The sequence below is a fragment of the uncultured Caldilinea sp. genome, from assembly GCF_937128415.1.
GTDB lineage: Bacteria > Chloroflexota > Anaerolineae > Caldilineales > Caldilineaceae > Caldilinea.
Genome location: NZ_CAKZMJ010000006.1, coordinates 30,001 through 48,708, shown reverse-complemented (window position 1 = coordinate 48,708; position 18,708 = coordinate 30,001). Strand labels below are relative to the sequence as shown.

General features: G+C 63.5%; 16 protein-coding genes (1 of these 16 only partly in view). 4 read left to right on the top strand and 12 right to left on the bottom strand.

Features of this window, described 5'->3' with window-relative positions; genetic code table 11:
* Positions 1 to 93: 93 nt before the first annotated feature.
* The 4 genes from Q0367_RS00570 to Q0367_RS00555 all read left to right on the top strand — a co-directional run bounded on the left by Q0367_RS00570 (position 94) and on the right by Q0367_RS00555 (position 5,040).
* Entirely contained in the window at positions 94 to 2,775 is a 2,682-nt protein-coding gene (locus Q0367_RS00570; protein WP_298980599.1) for a LuxR C-terminal-related transcriptional regulator, read from the top strand.
* A gap of 103 nt (positions 2,776 to 2,878) precedes the next feature.
* Entirely contained in the window at positions 2,879 to 3,103 is a 225-nt protein-coding gene (locus Q0367_RS00565; protein ID WP_297639482.1) for a hypothetical protein, read from the top strand.
* 43 nt (positions 3,104 to 3,146) lie between these two features.
* On the top strand, positions 3,147 to 3,791 hold the full coding sequence (locus Q0367_RS00560) for a flavodoxin domain-containing protein (protein ID WP_297639480.1): 645 nt from the start codon (positions 3,147 to 3,149) through the stop codon (positions 3,789 to 3,791).
* A 10-nt stretch (positions 3,792 to 3,801) separates the two neighbouring features.
* Positions 3,802 to 5,040: a hypothetical protein gene (locus Q0367_RS00555; protein WP_298980598.1), complete on the top strand. Its 1,239-nt coding sequence runs from the start codon at positions 3,802 to 3,804 to the stop codon at positions 5,038 to 5,040.
* 13 nt (positions 5,041 to 5,053) lie between these two features.
* Here Q0367_RS00555 and Q0367_RS00550 read toward each other — a convergent pair whose 3' ends face one another.
* The 12 genes from Q0367_RS00550 to Q0367_RS00495 form a co-directional block, all read right to left on the bottom strand.
* Positions 5,054 to 6,040 (bottom strand): D-glycerate dehydrogenase, encoded by a 987-nt coding sequence (locus Q0367_RS00550; protein WP_297639471.1) that lies wholly within the window; start codon positions 6,038 to 6,040, stop codon positions 5,054 to 5,056.
* Positions 6,041 to 6,052: 12 nt separating this feature from the next.
* Positions 6,053 to 7,252, bottom strand: coding sequence for a pyridoxal phosphate-dependent aminotransferase (locus Q0367_RS00545; protein ID WP_297639468.1), 1,200 nt, complete (start codon positions 7,250 to 7,252; stop codon positions 6,053 to 6,055).
* Between the two features lie 113 nt (positions 7,253 to 7,365).
* Complete coding sequence (locus tag Q0367_RS00540; protein WP_298980597.1) at positions 7,366 to 8,316, bottom strand: MoxR family ATPase; 951 nt, start codon at positions 8,314 to 8,316, stop codon at positions 7,366 to 7,368.
* Between the two features lie 84 nt (positions 8,317 to 8,400).
* Complete coding sequence (locus Q0367_RS00535; RefSeq protein WP_298980595.1) at positions 8,401 to 9,642, bottom strand: DUF4350 domain-containing protein; 1,242 nt, start codon at positions 9,640 to 9,642, stop codon at positions 8,401 to 8,403.
* Positions 9,639 to 10,622, bottom strand: coding sequence for a DUF4129 domain-containing protein (locus Q0367_RS00530; RefSeq protein WP_298980593.1), 984 nt, complete (start codon positions 10,620 to 10,622; stop codon positions 9,639 to 9,641). The genes Q0367_RS00535 and Q0367_RS00530 overlap by 4 nt, the downstream gene beginning before the upstream one ends.
* Positions 10,619 to 11,632 carry a glycerophosphoryl diester phosphodiesterase membrane domain-containing protein gene (locus Q0367_RS00525; RefSeq protein WP_298980590.1) on the bottom strand — a complete coding sequence of 338 codons (1,014 nt, stop codon included), beginning with the start codon at positions 11,630 to 11,632 and terminating at the stop codon, positions 10,619 to 10,621. Before Q0367_RS00525 ends, Q0367_RS00530 begins: the two co-directional genes overlap by 4 nt.
* A gap of 261 nt (positions 11,633 to 11,893) precedes the next feature.
* Positions 11,894 to 13,147, bottom strand: coding sequence for an alpha-L-fucosidase (locus tag Q0367_RS00520; RefSeq protein WP_298980586.1), 1,254 nt, complete (start codon positions 13,145 to 13,147; stop codon positions 11,894 to 11,896).
* A gap of 88 nt (positions 13,148 to 13,235) precedes the next feature.
* Positions 13,236 to 14,558 (bottom strand): alpha-galactosidase, encoded by a 1,323-nt coding sequence (melA, locus tag Q0367_RS00515; RefSeq protein ID WP_298980584.1) that lies wholly within the window; start codon positions 14,556 to 14,558, stop codon positions 13,236 to 13,238.
* Positions 14,559 to 14,822: 264 nt separating this feature from the next.
* Positions 14,823 to 16,145 carry an alpha-glucosidase/alpha-galactosidase gene (locus Q0367_RS00510; RefSeq protein ID WP_297639447.1) on the bottom strand — a complete coding sequence of 441 codons (1,323 nt, stop codon included), beginning with the start codon at positions 16,143 to 16,145 and terminating at the stop codon, positions 14,823 to 14,825.
* 170 nt (positions 16,146 to 16,315) lie between these two features.
* Positions 16,316 to 16,894, bottom strand: coding sequence for a hypothetical protein (locus Q0367_RS00505; protein WP_298980583.1), 579 nt, complete (start codon positions 16,892 to 16,894; stop codon positions 16,316 to 16,318).
* A gap of 2 nt (positions 16,895 to 16,896) precedes the next feature.
* On the bottom strand, positions 16,897 to 17,913 hold the full coding sequence (locus tag Q0367_RS00500; protein ID WP_297639441.1) for an ABC transporter ATP-binding protein: 1,017 nt from the start codon (positions 17,911 to 17,913) through the stop codon (positions 16,897 to 16,899).
* A gap of 15 nt (positions 17,914 to 17,928) precedes the next feature.
* On the bottom strand, positions 17,929 to 18,708 hold the 3' portion of the coding sequence (locus tag Q0367_RS00495) for an ABC transporter permease (RefSeq protein ID WP_297639438.1). The gene runs 423 nt beyond the window's last position; only the last 780 of its 1,203 coding nucleotides appear in the window; its start codon lies beyond the right edge, outside the window — the gene reads right to left on this strand; its stop codon occupies positions 17,929 to 17,931.

Here is an 18,708-nt window from a genome sequence, read left to right as displayed (position 1 = left end):
AACCTTCAATCAACTGCGGAACTTCTATAAAGACCCAAAGACCGATCCCTCACAGGTTTGCTCCGGCGGTGGCGGCCCAGGTATACTTCGCTCATGATCACCCCGCCTCAACCTCACCTCGTCGTCGCCAGGCTGCGGCGCCCGATCGCTCCTGCGCGCGCTGTGGCCCGCCCGGGATTGATCGCAAGGCTGAACGAAGGGCTGGCGGCAGGACGCCTGCTGACGCTGATCGCGGCGCCGGCGGGCTACGGCAAGACCACGCTGGCCGTGCAGTGGGCGGCGCAGGTGAACCATCCCGTGGCCTGGCTCTCCCTGGACGAGGCTGATGACGACCCATTGCGCTTTTGCACATACTTCGTGGCGGCGCTGCAAACGGCGGCGCCTTCCCTCGGCGCAGAATTGACTCCTGTGCTGGCCGCCGGTCAGCCACCGCCGCCGGCGGCGCTGGCCGCCGCGCTTCTCAATGACCTGGCTGCAGTCGAGGCAGGGCCGATCCTCTGCATCCTGGACGACTTCCACGTGATCCAGGATCCCTTCATCCTGGCTCTTCTAGAGAACCTGCTGATGCATCAGCCCACCGGCCTCCGCCTGGCGCTGGTGACGCGTGAGGACCCGGCCCTGCCCCTGGCCAGGCTGCGCGCCCGCAATCAACTGACCGAGGTGCGGGCAGCCGACCTGCGCTTCTCGCAGGCGGAGGCGGCCGCCCTCCTGCGCGACGGCATGGGACTGAGCTTAACCGATCCCGACCTGGCCCACCTGGCCGAGCGCACCGAAGGCTGGGTCGCCGGCCTGCACCTGGCAGGTCTGTCGTTGCAGGGGCGCTCCGACCCATCTACGTTCGTCCAAACCCTCAGCGGCTCGCATCGCTTTATTCTCAGCTACCTGACCGAAGAGGTGCTGGCGCGCCAGCCGGGCGATGTGCAGGAGTTCCTGTTGCAGACCTCGATCCTGGATCGGCTCACCGGCGACCTCTGCGACGCAGTCACCGGACGCCGCAACAGCGCAGCGCTGTTGGAGCGACTGTTCACCGCCAATCTCTTCCTCATCTCCGAAGACGATGAGGCGCGCTGGTACCGCTATCATCGCCTCTTCGCCGGGCTGTTGCAGAGCCAGCTGCGTCGGCGCAGCCCAGAGCAGATGGCCGAGCTGCATCGCCGGGCCGGCCTGTGGCATGCGGCGCACAATTCGCCCGCCACCGCCATCGATCACGCCCTGGCCGCAGGCGATTACCACCGGGTCGTCGAATGGCTGGAGCGCTCCGCCTGGGCGCTGCTGAATCAGGGCTACGCGCGCAAGCTGGAGGCGTGGTGGCATGCGCTGCCCCCAGAGCATCGCAGCCGAAGCCTGCGCCTCACCTTGGACTTCGGCTGGATGCGCCTGCTGCGCGGCGCGTTGGAGCAGGTGGAGCCGCTGTTAGAGCAGGCGGAAGCGTCCCTGACCGTCGGCGACTCGGATGAACAGGTCGCCGGGCGGGCCGAGTGGCTTGCGCTGCGAGCCAACTGGCTTCAAGCTGGCGGACGCCATGCGGAGGCGATTGAGGCCGCCCACCAGGCGTTGGAGATCGTCCCCTCGAAAGATTTGCGCGTCATCGGGCTGGCCAGCCTGGCGCTGGGGGGAGCGTATCGGCAACTTGCCAACTTCGAGCGCAGTGAAACAGCGCTGCGGAGGGCGATTCAGGCCAGCCGGAACGCAGGCGATCGCGTGACGGAGACGCTCGCCACTGCGCACCTGGCCTTGATGGCGACGCAGTATGGGCGGCTGCGCCTGGCGGCCAGCGTCGCTGCAGAAGCCATCCAACGCCTCACAGAAGCGCATACGGCGCCGCCCATTCTCGGCGCTTTACACGGCGCATTAGGGCGGGTCTACTACGAATGGAATGACCTGCAGGCGGCGCAAGACCACCTGGAGCGGGGCGTCCGGCTAAGCGCCCTGGCCGGTCACAACGCCTCGACGATCTACACCCTGTGCGCGCTGGCGCGTCTTTTTCAGGCCGCAGGAGCACTGGAGGAGGCCAGCCGTTGTCTGGACGAAGCTGCAGCATTGCTGGCGCAAGGGGCGCCGGGTTGGGTCCGACCTGAACTGATCGCTCGTCAGGTTGGCCTGGCGCTGGCGCAAGGAGACGCAGCCACAGCCGAAATGCGCTTGCGGGCCGGCGGCCTCGATCCTGACGCTCCGGTCAACGATCACACCGAGGCGCTGCATCTGGCCTGGCTGCGGCTGTTCCTGGTGCGAGGCGATGCCCGGACCGCCGACCTGGCGCAACGCATCATTGCCGCCGCCGAAGCGGGCGGCCGCCAGGCTGCGCTGATCCAGGCGCTTCTTCTGGCGGCGCAGCTCGAAGCGGATCCGCCATCCCGTGCAGCAGCCCACCTTCGACGAGCGCTGGCGCTGGCCGAGCCGGAAGGCTTTGTGCGCGTTTTCCTGGATGAAGGCCCAACCCTTGCCGCGTTGTTGCAACAGCTGGGGCCTCCCTCCTGGCTGGCCCATGTCATACCCGCCGCCCGGCATCCTTCTTTACAAGAAAAAGCGATGGCCTCGCTCGCTCCCGAAAGGACAGAAGCGCAATGGGGCGATGCCCTGTTTGAGCCGTTAAGCGCGCGAGAGACAGAGGTGCTGCGGCTGCTGGCCGAGGGTCTTACCTACGCCGAGATTGCGGAACGGTTGGTCGTCAGCCTCAACACGGTGCGCTTTCACGTCAAGGAAATCTACGGCAAGCTAGGGGTGAACCGCCGCACCCAGGCTGTACGGCAGGCGCAGGAGCTGGGTTTGCTTTAGTCGACGCAACTCCATCTTTTTCACCGGACGGACTACATGGCCATGTAGTCCGTTTTTATTTGGGCGGGCGTACACTGAAGATGAAATGGAAAGGAGCAGGACCATGAATGCAAAAACCGGCGCCGGCGACAGAAGAGTCTACAGCATCGTCGTTCGAGGCCAGGTGGATGAGGAATTTGTCGCAGCCTATTGCCCGGCGGCAACCAAAATGACCTGGGATGGCGACGCCACGCGGCTGTCGAACATCCACACGGACCAGGCCGGGATCGTCGGTTTGGTTCGCCATCTGCACAGCCTGGGCTATGTTGTTTTGTCTCTGGAAAGCTGACAATTCGTCGGCTATGCAGTGTATGTTTCAGCAAGGAGCAAGGATGTCATCTCAAGCCCTGACCCGCCGCACTTTCATCAAAGCCGCCGGTGTGACGGCTGCAGGCGTGGCGCTGGCCGGCGTCGGCCTGGGCGTCGCAGCCACCCGCACGCCGGCATTCGACTACCCTGAGATCGTTCTGGAAGGAGAGACGTCGATGAAGAAACGTATTCTTGTCGCCTACGCCACTCGCGCCGGCTCCACCGCCGAAATTGCGCAGGCCATAGCAGAAACGCTGACCGCCCGCGGCTACGCCGTGGATGTTCGGCCGGTGAAGGAGAAGCCCAGCCTGGACGGGTGCGCCGCTGTCGTGCTGGGCAGCGCCGTTCGCATGGGCGCCTGGCTGCCCGAGGCCGTGAACTTCGTCCAGGCGAACCAGGCTGCGCTCCGTGCGCTGCCCGTGGCGCTCTTCACCGTGCACATGCTCAACACAGGCGACGACGAAGCCAGCCAAACCGCACGCGCCGCCTACGTGAACAGCGTGCTGCCGCTGTTGAACGAGGCCGAGACGGTCTATTTTGAGGGCAAGATGGACTTCAGCCGCCTCTCGTTCCTCGACCGGTTCATTGCGAAGATGGTCGGGGCGGTTGAGGAAGACAATCGGGATTGGGAGCGAATCCATGCCTGGGCGAACACCGTTTGGAGCTAAGATGGGCCTCATGAAACATCAGAATGCTTTGCCATCCTTCGGCCTGAAAACTTTCATGACGCTCGCCGCCATTGGTCTCGTGGCCGTCGCTCTATTCTTTTTTTATACGCGGAGCACGCAGACCGAGGCTCCGGCTCGTCCCAATCCATCGGAGATTTACGCCGCCGACGGGGGCGACCGGCTTTATTCCCCCTTTTCGTTGCAGATTGATCCCATGGAGCGTCTGTTGCTGATCAACTTCGAGCAAGATCCGGACGAAATCTATGTGGGCTTCGAGCCGCAAGTCTTCGACGACCCCGTCCACGGTCGGGGCATGCTAGTGATTGGCTGGCGCGTGGATGGCCGCGTCGATGTGTACCATCAGCCCGGCCTGATCCTCGACCCTGCCACCTATGATATCGCCGGTCAAGGCTTGGCGGAGATGGTGGAGCGCCCCTTCACCGACGCTTATTTCGAGGTCAACGCTGCGGGTGTGGACGCCTACTTTGCCTTCGATGACTTGCTGGGGCGTCGCATCGAGGTCACCGTCCAAGAGCGCAATGCACGCCCGCGCAAGCCCTTTGGCCTGCTGGCTCCGATGGGCAGCGCCGCCGCCTCCCCTTCTGCGCTGCCGCTCGTTTTCTTGCACGACTTCTACTTCGTGCGCCAGGGGGACACGAACCTCTCGATTGTGGTGGATGGTCAGGTGCGCCGGCCGGACGCCCTGCCCATCCCTCTAGACGGCATGCGCATGCACTTCACCCGCTACAGCCCCGACCCCCTGATCGCCACGTTAAATCCAGCCTACGAAGGTCCGCTTGCGCCGCTGGAACGCACCGGCGAGCAGGAAGCTCGCCTGGGCGATCTGGTCTTTGACCTGGTCGACAACCAGGGGCGGACGGAGATCGTCCAGATGCGCCGCACCTTCAAGCAACGAGAGATCGCAGTTGCGTTCAACCCACCCCTGCCGCACCTACTCAATTTGGCGGACGGAGCAGAAACGAGCGGAACTTTCACCCTGCGCGGGGACCCGTCGGTGGGAACCGTGACCGGCGAATACCGGATCAAGCGCGCAGGGAGCAGCGTCGAGGTGCAGCTGACGCCCGGCGGCGGCTGGCGCCCGAACGAAAGCAAATGGGAGTTGCGCTTTCTCTATTGGGTGGCGTCCGTATTTAAGCAGTGGCCGAAGACGTATCTCTGGACGGGCAGCCTAGACCTGACCGACCCAGAGCAGGTCACGATGCAATCCACCTGGCGGCGAACCGAATGACGCGCCTCTCATCTCATCGGCGGTGCTGGAGCGCCTCCGGATTCAGACAGTTGGGCGGGAGCCTGCCTTCCAACCCGGCCAACAAATTGTCGGCGGCCATCTCAGCCATGCGGCTGCGCGTCTCGAAGCTGGCGCTGGCGATGTGCGGCGCGATCAGCGCGTTGTCGAGCGTGTACAGCGGATGGTCGGCGGGCAGAGGCTCCGGGTCGGTGACGTCGAGCCCGGCGGCGAAAATCTGCCTCGCCTTCAGCGCTTCATAGAGCGCCATCGTATCGACGACCGGCCCGCGCGCCGTGTTGACGAGCACGGCGTTCGGCTTCATCAACCGCAGCGCGGCGGCGTCGATGTAGTGGCGCGTTTCCGGCGTCAACGGCACGTGCAGGGAGATGAAATCGGACTGGGAGAGCAGCTCCTCCTTGCTGACCGGGATGGCGCCCAGCTCTTTTTCAGCCGCTTCATTGCGCATGGCGTCATGATACAGGATGCGCATGCCGAAGCCGCGTGCGCGCCTTGCCACCGCCTGCCCGATGCGGCCGATGCCGGCGATGCCTAACGTTGCGCCGTGGATGTCCTGCCCCAGCAACAACATCGGCCCCCAGGTGCGCCAGTGACCGTTCTTTGCATAGTCGCGGCCCTCAACAATGCGTCGAGCGCAGGCCATCAGCAGCGCAAAGGCGAAATCTGCGGTGGTTTCGGTCAGCACGCCCGGCGTGTTGGTCATCAAGACCCCGCGCTGTGTGGCGGCGGGCACGTCGAAATTGTCGAAACCGACGGCGAAATTGGCCACGACCTTCAGCCTGGGCGCAGCATCCAACAACTCGGCGTCGATGCGATCGGTGAGCAACGTCAAAAGTCCATCCGCCTGTCGCGCCCACTCCAGCAACACCTCGCGGGGGGGCGGCAGTTCATCCTGCCAGACGGTGGCGTCGGTCTGTTCCATCACCTTGCGCAGCCCTCGTTCGGGGATGATGCGCGTCACAAACACTCGCGGCTTGCTCATAGGACGGCTCCTTTAGCTGGCGCTGTTGATCCAATCGCGTAAACGGGTCAACCCTTCACGAATGTCAGATACGTCGATTCCGGAGTAGGCGAAACGGATGTAGTGACCTTTCTCACCGGGGAGCGGGCGGCCAAAGTGCAGGCGTGTGCAGAAGGAAACGCCCGTGTTTTTCAAAGCGGCGTCGGCGAATTCGCTCACGCTCTTGAAACCGAGGCGTTCCATGGCGCCTGTGACGTTCGGAAAGAGATAGAAGGTCGATTCCGGCTTGTGCACCGTCACGCCTTCGATCTGACGGAGCAGATCCACGGTGACATCGCGCCGCTCGCGCAGAATCTCGACGTTGGCGCGCGCGGCGGACTGGTCGCCGCACAGCGCCTCGACGCCCGCCCATTGCACAAAATGGGCTGTGCAAGATTCGTCATTGGTGTTGAGCCGCACGATCGCCTGAATCACCTCTTTGGGGCCGATGGCTGCACCCAATCGCCAGCCGGTCATGGCGTATTTTTTCGAGAAGGTGTACAAAATCACCGTGCGCTCCTGCATCCCCGGCAGGCTGGCGATGCTGGTTGTTTGGCCGGAGTAACGCACGTCGAAGTACGCCTCGTCAGAGAGCACCCAGAGGTCGTGCTTGATGGCCAGCTCGGCCACCCGCTCCATCTCCGCAGGCGAGGACTCGGTCCCCAACGGGTTTTGGCAGTTGTTGTAGATCAGGATGCGCGTGCGAGGCGTGATCAACGACTCCAGATAGTCCAGGTCCATCTGAAAACCGGTGGGCGTTTCGACGTATCGATACGGCAGGCCGACGCCGCCGTAATAGTCGATCTGAGACTCGTAGATCGGGTAGCCCGGGTTAGGATAGAGCACTTCATCGCCCGGCTCCATCACCGCCTGGATGAATTTCGTGACGACCGGTTTTCCACCTGGCTGCACGGCGACGTTCTCCGGCGCGTAGCGAAGGCCGCGCTCGCCGCCCACCACCTCGGCCAGCGCCTGGCGCAGCGCAGGAATGCCGGCCGCCGGCGCGTAGCCGGTCTTGCCCTCTGCAATCGCCCTGTTCTGCGCGGCTACAATGTTGGCCGGCGTTGGGATGTTGATGTCGCCTAGATGAAAAGGATAGACCTTATGCCCCTGCGCCTTCCAGGCCGCAGCCGCTTCAGAAACGGCGAAGGCGGTTTCTGTGCCGAGATTCTTCAGTCTGCTGGCCAATCGCATGATCGATACACCTCTGCTCCTTTTCAAACAAAAATGCTACACTGACAGCCCCTTGCATTTACGTCATTGTATCGTTTCGCCGAATCTTTGTCACCTTCGTCTTATGATTTCCCTCAGCGGGGGGCGGGCGCGCCGCCGATGATGCGCCGCATCACGGCGTCGGCGTCCAGTCCTTCGATCTCCGCCTCCGGGCGCAGAAGGATGCGATGGCGGTAGATAGGGAGAATCACCGCCTTGACGTCGTCCGGCGTCACGTAGTCGCGGCCGTGCAGCGCTGCGTGCGTCTTGGCTGTGAGCAGCGTGGCGATGGCGGCGCGCGGGCTGCCGCCCAAAATCAGGTCGGGGCTGCGTCGCGTGGCGTTGGCGATGCGGGTGATGTAGGCGAAAATCCCCTCTTCGACGGCGACCGCCTGAATGGCGCTGCGAATCGCCGGCAGGTCGGCGGGGGTCAGCACCGGCGTCACGCCGCTGCGTTCGAGATGGTGCGCATCAAAACCCGCGTGGTATCTGCGCAAAATCTCCTGTTCATGCGCTTCGTCCGGATAGCCGACCACCACCTTGAAGAGAAAACGGTCCAGCTGCGCCTCCGGCAACGGATAGGTGCCCTCGTATTCGACCGGGTTCTGGGTGGCGAGCACCATGAAGGGGTCGTCGAGGGGATGACGCTCGCCGTCGATGCTCACCTGGCGCTCTTCCATCGCCTCCAGCAGCGCAGACTGCGTCTTGGCCGGCGCACGGTTGATCTCATCGGCAAGGAGGATGTTGGTGAAGACCGGCCCTTTGCGCAGATAGAACTTGCCGCGCGCCAGGTCGAAGACCTGCGTCCCCACCACGTCGCTCGGCATCAGGTCGGCGGTGAACTGGATGCGGGCGAAGCCGACGTCGATCAGGCGCGCCAGAGTCTTGGCGATCAGCGTCTTGGCCACGCCAGGCGCGCCCTCCAACAGCACATGGCCGCCGGCGAGAAAGGCGATCACCACCTGCATGAAAACATCTTCCTGCCCGACGATGACTTTGGCGGCTTCTGCACGCAAACGTTCGTAGAGACCCAACAGGTTCGTCATGAAAGGCTCCGGTCGTTTCAAGAGTGGTGTGCAGTGCGGTTGCGTAGTGCGTGTTGCGTAGTGCGTGATGCGTGACGTACATGATCAAATTGATTCTAACAGGGCATCGACGTCGCCCGCCAGCTCGACCAACTCGCGTTCGCTGAGACGCCCTGAGAACTTGCGCAGCATCTCGCAAACGTCGCCGCGCTGCGCCTCGCTCAAAGGCGGCGACGCGCTCGCCAGCGCCTCCAGAAATTCCTCATCGGGCAGGTCGGCGCGCACGCCGAATCGTCGCGCAAGAGCCACCTTCAGCCGATGCGCGTGGTGTTGCGCCAGGGCGTCGCGGCGCTGGGCGCGGCGATAGAGGTTCGCCATCGCCCGCACGTATTCAGCCGCCTCGCGCCTGCGCATTTCCTCCGCCGACGCCAACGGCGGACCCAGCCGGCGCCCGCTCAGCGCCCAAAAAACGCCGGTGATCACCAGCCCAAAAAGCGTCGCCCAGCCGGTGGGCGTGCGGTAGAGCCAATCCTGCAGCGTCGCGATGCGTTCGCCGACGCGACTGAAGCCGAACAGATGATAGCTATCGAAGACGACGCCGCCGCCCTCCGGCGTCGTGCGCAGCAGGGCGGGCGCCAGCTCGCCCTGTGCAAACTCGCGCAGGTTGCGGTTGGTGAAATCGACGCCCGGCGCGAAATGCCAGACCACGCCCTCGCCCAGCGCCTGTACGGCGACGACCACCTTCAAGTCGTTGCTCGACGCAGTTTCTTCTGACGCGGCGAGCAGCGCCAACACCGGCGTCGCCTGGGGCGCCTCGCTCAGGTCGAGCGTTTGGATCGGCGAAAACCAGTCGCGCTCATACACAGGGCGACCTTCCGGCAGCAAAGGCAGAAGCTGGGCCAGTCGACGTTCATAGCGCAGCTCCGGGTTGAGCGCCACGCCAAACGCCTCGACCAGGGCGTGGTCGTCTGGGCCGGGGCCGATCAGGGCCAGCGTCCCACCTGCTTCCACCCAACGGCGCAGATGCTCGGCCTCCTCCGCCGTATAGGTGAGCCGGTTTGGATACACAAACAGGAGCTGCGCCTCGCCCGGAATGGTGAAGCGCAGTCCGTCGTTGCGCCGCACATCGTAGCCGAGCGCCTCCAGCCACAGACGCAACGCCAGCAGACCATCCGGATGGGTGGCGTCCAGGTCATAGGGAACCGGTTCAGGAGGCGGCGTCGTCGCCAGCGCAACCAGAATCATCAGCGCAAAGAGCGCTGCAATCGCCAGCGGCGTCGTCCATATCCGCCCCTGCTGCAAAATTGCAGAAAAACGCCCACGCATTGAGAGAAGCTGCTCGCTCATGGGGGCGCCTCCCTTTGCTGGACGTCGCCTGCTTGCGCCAGCGTCTCTAATTCATGGACGACATGCTGATAGCGCTGAAAGGCGGCGACATCCGGCTCGCGCAGGCCATACCAGACCTCGTCGAAGACCGCCACGACCTCGCCCAACGGCGCGCGGATGGGGTGGTGAGCCGGCGCGCGCGTCAGCAGCTCGCGGTTGGTGAGGCTGGGGTCGCGAGGAATGAGACGCCGCTCCTGGAGCGTCAGCAGCGCGGCCAGATAGAGGTAGCGCACGGCTGTGCGATAGGCGCCCTGCTCGGCGGAGCGCGCCGCCGCCTGCCGCGCCGCCGCAGGCGTGGCGGGAAGGGGGTCGGTTTCCTGCCGCGCGCGGCCGACGTCTCCGACAAAGGCGCGCACCATCGTTTGGAGCCAGCGCGTTAGCAGAAAAAGCAGCACAGCACCGGCCAGAGCGACGACGATCCACCCTGCAACCTGCGCTGCACTCTGACCGAGTGGTCCTGGTGCTGCGCCGACCGGTGCACGGGCAAAGAGCCGCTCGAACAGCTCGGCCAGCCAGCGTCGCAGTGGATCGAGCCAGGAGGGGCGCTGTTGAAACGCCGGCGCGGCGAAGACGCGCTCCAACGTCGCCAGCCGCTCTGCAGTGCGGTCGTCGCCGGCGGCGTCGAGCTGGGCGATGACGAGACGCAGCCGCTGTCGGGCGGCCTCCACATCGAACGGCGTCTCTCCGCCATCCAGGGGAGAGGAGACAGACAAAATCTCGCCATTTTTCAAAGAGACGCGTGGGATGGCGGCCAGCCGCTGCTGCGCTTCCTCGAAAGCAGGCGGCTCTTTTTGCAGCAGCGCGTAAGCTTCCTCCAGCGCCTGGCGATAGGCGGCCGGTGATGCAGGCGGTGGAAGTTCCTCCTGCGCTTGCGCTGCCGTCGCCGCCATGCCGAACAGCAACAGCGTCACCCAAAACACGCGAACAATTCGTCGGCTCATGGCGCAGGCAGGGTGCGAGGACGTGCAGCGGCCTCCAACGCCTGGATGCGCAGCTCAAGGTCGAAGTTTTCCTTGCGCACGCGCAGGTCGTAGTAGACGAGCGTCAGCGTCAGAGCCAGGAAGGGGTGCCACAGGATGCTGACCAGATAGCCGAGGCCGGTCAGCGCGCCGTTGAGCAGGCCGAACATCTGCGGGGTCATCGCGGCGAAAGCGGCGAATTGCACCAGCGTAAGCGGCAGAGTCAACACGACGCTGTTGAGGATGAACAGCAAAATCAACAGGCCAAAGAGCCGCCAGAAGCTGTCCTCCGTCAACCGCCAGCTTCGGCTCAACGCAGTGGTCGGCCCGAGCCGCTCCGTGACGATGACGACCGGCGCAACCAGCCAGCGCGTGGTCAGATAGGCAAACGGAAGCAGCAGCAAAAACATCAGGCCGAAGACCAACGCCAGGAGCAGAACGGTGGCGCCCACTGCGGCCACTCTGCTGCTGTCGGCCACCGTCGCCAGCGCGACGATCACGCCTGCGAAAATGAAAGCGAGGATGAAAAAGACCAGATAGACGACGAGGAGCACGCCCGAGGCGATCAACCCCACCAACAGCGACATGCCGACGAACGGCCAGAAGCGGCTCATGCCGACGCGCACGCTGGCGCCGATGGAAAGCTCGCGTCCCATGGCGTTGGCGTCCGCCTGCGCCAGCAAGGAGAGAAAGGCCAATGCGCCCAGGATCAGCCCGAAGAAGCTCACCGTCAGCGAGAGCGCAATCGTGGCGCCGCTGGCTTGCAAGACCGTCCACTCGTCGAACGCGGCCGGCTGCTCCACGGCGCCCAAAAGCAGCCCGAAATAGCTGTTGGCCACCACGCCCATCAACAGCGCCGAGATGACGGCCAGCGGCACGAAGAAGAGCGCAGCCGTCAGCGCCAGCTTTCCAAAGCGCGCCCGGTAGAGTCGAAACGCTCGGTCAAGAAGCTGGCCGAGACTCATCGGCGCGGGGAAAGGAATCGCCTGCATTGCACCGTCTCCTCATAGCAGTTGAGACGAGGATTGGAGCGTCAAGTTGAGCTCCCCTTCAGAATCTGTCGTAAGATTAAGATATGGATCGCCAATCCTCGCTGCAATTTATCATGAACGCGTTGATTCTGATAATTGCGCAGGCGATTGTAACCAAGCGATCGCCGCAAATAAATCTTCCAGGAAGCTCAAAGCTCCCTGGAAGATGATCGCTCTTCTTTGCGCCTCCGCGCCTCTATATCTTTGCGCAGAATCGATTGTTCACATCAACTCGATCACCGTGTCATAGGGGTCGCGCAGCTCGGGCGGGATGTAGATGGTGGTGCGATCCGATGCTGCGGAGACGAAGAAATTGGCTCCTTCGCGCTCCATCTCCAGCTCCTGGCCGGAGGCGACGTGCCTGGCCTTCTGCACGTGCGCAGGCACGCCGGAGAGGATGACGCAATCGCTCACGTAGTCGAGCACGTGCACGAAGTGATGGCCGTCGCGCACGGTGCTCACCGTCTCGCGCGTCGGCGGGATGACGCCGGCGCGCGTGCGATAGACGCTCTCGCCGTTGCGTTCCAGCCAGCGCCCCACCTCGCGCAGCCGTTCCTGATGCAGCGGCGGAATCTCTCCCTCCGGCGTAGGGCCGACGTTGAGCAGCAGGTTGCCGCCCACGCTGGCCGACTTGACCAGCACATGCACCAGCCGCCGCGCGGACTTGGTGTTGCGGTCGTTGCGGCTCCAGCCCCAGTGGTCGTTGATGGTCATGCAGACCTGGATGGGCAGGCCATAGATGGTGGTCTCGTTGAAGCCGGTCGTATTCTCGCCGGGCAGGTCCTGCTCGAAGCCCTGGATGTCTTCGCCGGGCAGCGGCTTGACGTGGCGGTTGTTCTCGATTACGGCGTCGGGCTGCAGCTCGTGGATCATGTCGTAGAGCTTTTCGTACTCGAAGGAGCCGCCGGGCAAGAAATATTCGTTTTCAGGGGTGATGGGGTGCCGCGGCCAATCGCCGTCGAACCAGATCGCCACAATTTCGCCGTACTGCGTGCACAGCTCGCGCACCTGGCCGTGCAGAAAGGCCAGATAGTCTTCCCATGCCAACCCGCTTTCGGCGCGGAAGCGATAGGCGGGGTGGTGCCAGTCCAGCAGCGAAACGTAGAAGCCAAGTTTGACGCCGTGGCGCGCACAGGCGTCCGCTAGCTCGGCGATCGGGTCGCGACGGAAGGGCGTGTTCGTCACCTTGTAGTCGCTGAGCGCGGTGTCGTACATGCTGAAGCCGTCGTGGTGGCGGCTGGTGATGATGATGTACTTCTGCCCGACGTCGGCGGCGGTGCGCACCCAGGCGTCGGCGTCGAACTTCGTCGGATTGAACTGCGCCATCAATTTTTCATACTCCGGCACGGGGATGCGGTCGGTGTGCATCACCCATTCGTGTTTGCCGAGGATGCTGTAGAGGCCCCAGTGAATGAACATGCCGAAGCGTGCATCCTGGAACCAGGTGAGCCCTTGAGGAGATGCCTGTTGCGTCATGGGTCGATCCTTGCGATGTGTTGAAATGGATCGCAAAGGCGCAGAATTTCATGCCTCTACGCACGCTGCGCCTCTGCAGTGAAACTTTTTACTTCTTTGCAAACTGCGGTAGATAGGGCTCGTTCACCGCAAAGAGATCATCCACCATCTGCTGAATTTCCGCAAGCGAAAGCACCGCCGCCGAAAGCGGATCGTGCGCCACCGCCTGATAGACCAGCCGTCGATTGCCGGTGAGCGCAGCCTCGACCGCCATCTCCTCGATCTGCGCGCTAAGGTTGGTCAGAATTGCGCATTGCGGCGGCAGCGGCCCAACGGCGACCGGCTCCAAGCCCTCGCGGCTGGCCCACACCGGCACCTCGACGCAGGCGTCCTGCGGCAAGTTGTCGATCAGGCGTTTGTTGGGCACGTTGCCGTTGAAGCGGAACGGCTCGCCGCCTTCGAGGGCGTTGATGATGTAAGCCGCGTATTCATGGCCGCGCTTCAGATCGAGCGGCGCCGGATTGTCCAGCCACTGGCGAATTTCGTCGCGCCAGGTGTGCTCGCGCTCCTGGTAATGTTTCAGGATGTAGGCGTATTCGCCCGGATTCCAGCCGGTGCCATGCGTGCAGTACTTTTCGATAAGGTCTGGACGCTTGCGGAACCACCAGTTGTATTCGGAGTTGTGGCCGCTCGATTCGGTGACGTAGTAGTCGAGCGCCAGGAACATTTCGTTGCGCACCTGTTCTTCGTTGTAGACTTCCGGTCGCTCCGTGATCGCCTTGCGAATGAGCGGATAGGCGTCCTCGCCCTTCCATTTGTACTCCAGATACCAGGCCATGTGGTTGATGCCTGCGCAGGTGTAGGTGATCTCCTCCATCGGCGCACCGATCCAGCGCGCCAGCATCTCTGCAGTGCCCTGCACGCTGTGGCACAGCCCGGTCACGGTGACGTCAGTCGTGCGGTCGATGGCGCGGCAGAGCATCGCCATCGGGTTGGTGTAGTTGAGCATCAGCGCGTGCGGGCAATAGCGCTCCATATCGCGCGCAATGTCCACCATCACCGGGATGGTGCGCAAGGCGCGGAAGACGCCGGATACCCCGCGCGTGTCGCCGACGTTCATATCCACGCCGTAACGCTTGGGGATTTCGATGTCATGGCGCCAGACCTCCGTGGAGCCGGCCAGGATGGTCACGATCACGTAGTCGGCTCCGCGCAGCGCCTCGACGCGGTCGAGCGTGGCGCTGACGGTGGCCGGATACTTGCCTTCGTCGATGATGCGTTGCACCGCCCGCTGCGACCACTCCAACCGTTGGGCGTCGATGTCCATTAGGCAGATATGCGAAGCTTCCAGCAGCGGGAAGGTCAGCAGATCGCGCACCAGCGTGCGGGTGAACCCGAAGCTGCCGGCGCCGATAAAGGTAATCTTAGGCATGAGAACAGCGTCCTTTCTCAATCTTGAGTCGGTTGCAAAGTAATCAATTTCAGTGCATAGGCGTCGAATTCCCAGGGCGCCGTTGGCGTTTCGGCCAGGCCTTCCCGGGCGCTCTAACGAACGGTTCTGGCAATTCGTAGGCGCATTTCGCAGCTGCGCTTCCCCCTCTCCCAGCATTGGGAGAGGGGGCCAGGGGGGAGGGGCCGCCCGATCCCACCGAGAACGTGCGGCTGCGAGCCGCTCTCAGAATACGAATTCAATGTTTCAAAACTGCGGCAACCACTGCGCTTGCGCCTCCAGCATCTCCGTCACCATGGCGTGAATCTGCGGCAACGTGCAGACGGCGGCGGTCAGCGGGTCGAGCATCACGGCGTGATAAACCGCGTCGACGTCGCCGGTGAGCGCAGCTTCAACAATGAGGCTCTGCACGTTGATGTTGGTGCGATTGAGCGCAGCCAACTGCGGCGGCAGCGCGCCGATGTGCGTGGGTTGAACGCCGCTGGCGTTGACCAGGCAGGGCACCTCGACGCAGCAGCCTTCGGGCAGGTTGGTGATCAGGCCGGTGTTCGGCACGTTGCCGGCAATGACGACCGGTTTGTTCGTCTCGATGGCCTCGATGATGTAGGAGCCGTATTCGTGGCTGCGCGTCGTTGGAAACTCGCCGGAGACGATCTCCTCGTACTCGCTCTGGAACTGCTCCAGCCGATGCAGACAATGGCGCAGATAGCCGCCCGTGCGGCCAAAGTCGAACCAATGGTTGACCGGGTCGGTGAAACGGGGAACCAGCTCCTCGTTCACCATGCGCGCCGTCTTGCGGAAATAAGGCACGTATTCACTGGCGTGGCCGCTCGACTCGGTGACAAAGTAGCCGAAGTATTTCATGAGGTCGGTGCGCACCGGCTCCTGGGCGATGATCTCCGGTCGCTCGATGGCCTGCCAGAGCAACGGGTAGAGGTCTTCCTTGCCGCGGCGGAACTCCAGGAAAAAGGCCTGGTGGTTGATGCCCGCGCAGACGAAGTTCACCTCTTCGTAGGGCACGCCGATCCAGCTCGCCAGCATCTCGCTTGTGCCTTGCACGCTGTGACAAAGTCCTACGTGCGGACGCCCCGTCCCGTCGGCGATGGCCCAGCAGTTGGCGGCCATCGGGTTAACGTAGTTGAGCAACAGGGCGTCGGGCGCCAGCTCATCCAGCTCGTCGCACAGGTCGAGCAGCACCGGAATGGTGCGCAGCGCGCGGAAGACGCCGCCCGGCCCCAGCGTGTCGCCCACGCACTGCTCGACGCCGTATTTCTGCGGAATCTCGATGTCAAGCCGGTAGGCCTCCAGCCCTCCCTGCTGGAAGGTGGTGACGACGTAGTCGGCGTCTGTAACGGCCGCGCGGCGGTCGGTGGTGGCGACGACCCTCGCCTTGAGCTTGCGCCGATCGATCATCGCCTGCACGATGGTGCGCGCCTGCTCCAGCCGCGTAGGGTCGATGTCCATCAGCACGATCGTGCTGTCCTGGAGCGCCGGCGTCAACAGAATGTCGCTGCACAGATTGCGCGTAAAGACCAGGCTGCCCGCGCCGATGAAGGTAATGGTTGGCATAAAGTCATTGCTCCTCAAGTTCAGGCAATTTATCGATTGCGTGTTGCGTGTTCCGTGTTTTCAGAGGGTGCGCAGCGCGCGACGGAACACGAAACGCGCATCCACGCCCTTATGACAGGCGCGCCAAAACGACGTCGCCTTTTTTCTTTTGACGCCGTTGTCTCCTCGTTTCAGGATGTCAGCCGCAGGAAAAGCCGTTGCCCCCACTCGCCGTAGACCGGAACCGGACGCACCTGACCGGTCAGCGCATTGACGATCCCCGCCACCCAGGCGATGACCAGCGCCAGGGCGGCCGCCATGACGATGGAAAAGCTCGCCATGAAGAGCAGCGCGCCCCCTAGAGGTAGGAGCACCGGCGCCAGCCATTCGATGAGCCGATAGGTGGCGTAGATGAGCGCCGCCGCCACCGCCAGCGTCGAAAGCATCGAAAACCAGGAGACCTGCCCCTTATAACGCATGGCGCGCTGTTGCTGGCGAATGACGGGCATAAAGAGCGCCAGCCCGATGGGAATGATAAACAAAAGCGGATATTCCACCGAAACGAAGGCCGTCAACCAACCGAACACCAGCCAGAGCAGCGGCACGACGACGGCGCCGCCGACCAACGCCAGCGACTGGCAGGCGTGATAGAGCGTGAAGCGATCCCGGCGTCGCAGCAGAACGATGGCGAGCGGGCCGACCAGGATCAACAGGTAGCTCAGCGCAGCAAGAAGACGATTGAGCCTGTGCATGGTCATGGGCTTGTGCATGGTCACCCTCCGATGCCTGCAAGCTGCAATTCCCTGGCGAGGTGGCAGGCGACGAAGCGCCCCGGCTGCACCTCCTCCAGCGCAGGCGCAACGGTGCGACAGGTCGTGTCGTTGGCGTAGCGGCAGCGAGGATGGAAGACGCATCCCGACGGCGGATTGGCCGGGCTGGGCACGTCCCCCTCCAGGATGATGCGCTGCGTCTTGATGTCTGGGTCGGCCGGCGGCACCGCCGAGACCAGCGCCTCGGTGTACGGGTGCAACGGTCGGCGCAGCAGCTCCTCTGACGGCGCCATCTCGACGATCTTGCCGACGTACATGACGGCGATGCGGTCGGAGATGTGCTCGACCACCGACAGGTCGTGGGCGATGAAAATCAGCGTCAGCCCCAGCTCCTCCTTGAGGCTCTGCAAGAGATTCAGCACCTGCGCCTGCACCGAAACGTCGAGCGCCGAGACCGGCTCATCTGCGACGATCAACCGCGGGCTGAGCGCCAACGTGCGCGCAATGCCGATGCGCTGTCGTTGTCCGCCGGAGAATTCATGCGGGTAACGGTCCATATAGGCCGGATCGAGGCCGACCTCGGTCATCAGCTCGGCGACGCGCGCCTCCAGCGCCTTGCCCCTGGCGACGCCGTGGATAATCAGCGGCTCGCCGATCAGCTCTTTGACCGTGCGTCGGGGATTGAGTGAGCTGAAGGGGTCCTGAAAGATCATGCGCATCTCGCGGCGCAAGGGCTTGATTTCCTTGGCTTTCAGCTTGGCAACGTTGACGCGCTCCCCGCTCGCCGTCCGGTACCAGACGTCGCCGGCGGTCGGGTCATAGAGGCGCAGGATGGCGCGGCCCACCGTCGTTTTGCCGCAGCCGCTCTCGCCGACCAACCCCAACACCTCGTTGCGCCGAACGGCAAAGCTCACGCCGTCGACCGCCTTGATGTGGCCGACCACGCGCTGCAAAAAGCCGGCGCGGATGGGGAAATGCATCTTCAGGTCGTTGACTTCCAGGATGGTGTCGTTCTGCATAAAAACAGGCTTTCTTCAATCATTCGCATACGGGTCTGCGGCGTCGCGCAGACCGTCGCCCAGGAAGTTGAAGCCCAACACGGCGGCTACGATAAACAGGACGGAAGAGGCGATCCAGGGGTTGAACCCGAGCGTCTGAATCGTCTGTGCATCGCGCATCAGCGTGCCCCAGCTCATCAGCGGCTCCTGGATGCCGATGCCCAGGAAGCTGAGGAAGCTTTCGGCCAGGATGATGGTCGGAATGGTGAGCGTCAACACCACGATGATGTGGCTGAAGGTGTTGGGCAGAAGGTGCTGGAACATGATGCGCGCGTCGGAGGCGCCCATCTCTCTGGCGGCGAGCACGAAGTCGGTCTCGCGCAGCGCCAACACCTTGCCGCGCACCTCGCGCGCCAGCAGCGTCCAGCTCAAGAGGGCGAAGATGAACGACATCGTCACAAAGACGGCGAATTGATCCCAGGTGATCGGAATCACCGCCGCCAGCGCCATCCAGAGCGGAAGCTGTGGGAACGATTGGACGAATTCGACGAAGCGCTGCGTCCAGTTGTCGATGGCGCCGCCATAGTAGCCGGAAAAGACGCCGACGATGGCGCCGACAAGCACTGAGATGAGCGTGCCGAAGAGCGCCATGGTCAACGAAATGCGGCCCGCCATGCAGGAGCGGCCAAAGATGTCGCGTCCGAAGCGGTCGGTGCCCAGCAGGAAGATTTTAGCGTCCCCCGCCGCGCCGAAGAGATGGATGTCCGTCGGGAAGATGCCGAACAGCTTATATTCCCATCCTCGTTTGAAAAAGAC

Coding starts and splice junctions, on each gene's coding strand:
- Q0367_RS00570 (WP_298980599.1), top strand. CDS start 94: ATGATCACCCCGCCTCAACCTCACCTCGTCGTCGCCAGGCTGCGGCGC.
- Q0367_RS00565 (WP_297639482.1), top strand. CDS start 2,879: ATGAATGCAAAAACCGGCGCCGGCGACAGAAGAGTCTACAGCATCGTC.
- Q0367_RS00560 (WP_297639480.1), top strand. CDS start 3,147: ATGTCATCTCAAGCCCTGACCCGCCGCACTTTCATCAAAGCCGCCGGT.
- Q0367_RS00555 (WP_298980598.1), top strand. CDS start 3,802: ATGAAACATCAGAATGCTTTGCCATCCTTCGGCCTGAAAACTTTCATG.
- Q0367_RS00550 (WP_297639471.1), bottom strand. CDS start 6,040: ATGAGCAAGCCGCGAGTGTTTGTGACGCGCATCATCCCCGAACGAGGG.
- Q0367_RS00545 (WP_297639468.1), bottom strand. CDS start 7,252: ATGCGATTGGCCAGCAGACTGAAGAATCTCGGCACAGAAACCGCCTTC.
- Q0367_RS00540 (WP_298980597.1), bottom strand. CDS start 8,316: ATGACGAACCTGTTGGGTCTCTACGAACGTTTGCGTGCAGAAGCCGCC.
- Q0367_RS00535 (WP_298980595.1), bottom strand. CDS start 9,642: ATGAGCGAGCAGCTTCTCTCAATGCGTGGGCGTTTTTCTGCAATTTTG.
- Q0367_RS00530 (WP_298980593.1), bottom strand. CDS start 10,622: ATGAGCCGACGAATTGTTCGCGTGTTTTGGGTGACGCTGTTGCTGTTC.
- Q0367_RS00525 (WP_298980590.1), bottom strand. CDS start 11,632: ATGCAGGCGATTCCTTTCCCCGCGCCGATGAGTCTCGGCCAGCTTCTT.
- Q0367_RS00520 (WP_298980586.1), bottom strand. CDS start 13,147: ATGACGCAACAGGCATCTCCTCAAGGGCTCACCTGGTTCCAGGATGCA.
- melA (WP_298980584.1), bottom strand. CDS start 14,558: ATGCCTAAGATTACCTTTATCGGCGCCGGCAGCTTCGGGTTCACCCGC.
- Q0367_RS00510 (WP_297639447.1), bottom strand. CDS start 16,145: ATGCCAACCATTACCTTCATCGGCGCGGGCAGCCTGGTCTTTACGCGC.
- Q0367_RS00505 (WP_298980583.1), bottom strand. CDS start 16,894: ATGCACAAGCCCATGACCATGCACAGGCTCAATCGTCTTCTTGCTGCG.
- Q0367_RS00500 (WP_297639441.1), bottom strand. CDS start 17,913: ATGCAGAACGACACCATCCTGGAAGTCAACGACCTGAAGATGCATTTC.